This is a genomic window from Ideonella azotifigens, from assembly GCF_006519715.1.
Classification (GTDB): domain Bacteria; phylum Pseudomonadota; class Gammaproteobacteria; order Burkholderiales; family Burkholderiaceae_C; genus Ideonella; species Ideonella azotifigens.
In genome coordinates this window covers 1-1,349 of sequence record NZ_VIDT01001057.1, presented here as the reverse complement: position 1 = coordinate 1,349, position 1,349 = coordinate 1, and the positions used below count along the sequence as shown (strand labels likewise).

1 protein-coding gene is annotated in these 1,349 nt (G+C 66.7%); it reads left to right on the top strand.

Going from position 1 to position 1,349, the window contains the following annotated elements:
• A partial coding sequence (gene thiC, locus FKP22_RS30525; RefSeq protein WP_141291946.1) for a phosphomethylpyrimidine synthase ThiC occupies positions 1-1,258 on the top strand: 1,258 nt, incomplete at its 5' end.
• Positions 1,259-1,349 lie beyond the last annotated feature (91 nt).

Here is a 1,349-nt window from a genome sequence, read left to right as displayed (position 1 = left end):
CGCCAACATCAACCACCCCGAACTGGAACCGATGGCCATCGGCCGCAACTTCCTGGTCAAGGTCAACGCCAACATCGGCAACTCTGCCCTGAGTTCCGGCGTGGAGGAAGAGGTGGGCAAGCTGGTGTGGTCGCTGCGCTGGGGCGCGGACACGGTGATGGACCTGTCCACCGGGAACCACATCCACACCACGCGCGACTGGATCGTGCGCAACAGCCCCGTGCCCATCGGCACCGTGCCCATCTACCAGGCGCTGGAGAAAGTGGGCGGCGTGGCCGAGGACCTCAGCTGGGCGATCTTCCGCGACACGCTGATCGAGCAGGCCGAGCAGGGCGTGGACTACTTCACCATCCACGCCGGCCTGCGCCTGCCCTTCATCAACCTCACGGCCGACCGCCGCACCGGCATCGTCTCGCGCGGCGGCTCCATCCTGGCCAAGTGGTGCATCACGCATCACAAGGAGAACTTCCTCTACACGCACTTCGAAGAGATCTGCGAGATCATGAAGGCCTACGACGTGAGCTTCTCGCTGGGCGACGGGCTGCGGCCCGGCAGCCTGGCGGACGCCAACGACGAGGCCCAGTTTGCCGAGCTGCGCACGCTGGGCGAGCTGACCAAGCTCGCGTGGCAGCACGACGTGCAGACCATGATCGAAGGCCCAGGCCACGTGCCCATGCACCTGATCCAGGCCAACATGGACGAGCAGCTGAAGCACTGCCATGAGGCACCTTTTTACACGCTGGGCCCGCTGACCATCGACATCGCCGCCGGCTACGACCACATTGCCAGCGCCATCGGCGCCGCGATGATCGGCTGGATGGGCACGGCCATGCTCTGCTACGTCACGCCCAAGGAACACCTGGGCCTGCCGGACCGCGACGACGTGAAGCAGGGCCTGATCGCCTACAAGATCGCTGCGCACGCCGCCGACGTCGCCAAGGGCCACCCAGGGGCCCGCGCACGCGACGACGCGATAAGCGCCGCGCGCTTCGAGTTCCGCTGGGAAGACCAGTTCAACCTCGGCCTGGACCCGGACACCGCGCGCAGCTACCACGACGAAACCCTGCCCAAGGAGGCAGCCAAGCACGCCCACTTCTGCTCCATGTGCGGCCCCAAGTTCTGCTCGATGAAGATCACGCAGGACGTGCGCGACTACAGCGAGGCGCAGAAGAAGGAGGCCGAAGCCGGCATGGCCGCGAAGTCGGCGGAGTTCAAGGCGGCGGGCGGCGAGTTTTACATTCCCATCCAGCCGGCCTGAGCGATGGCCAGCATCGCCACCGCGGGCCAAACCGGCCTGCATGTCGCCATTGCAGGCGCCGGCCTGCTGGGGCGGTTGCTGGCCTGGCGGC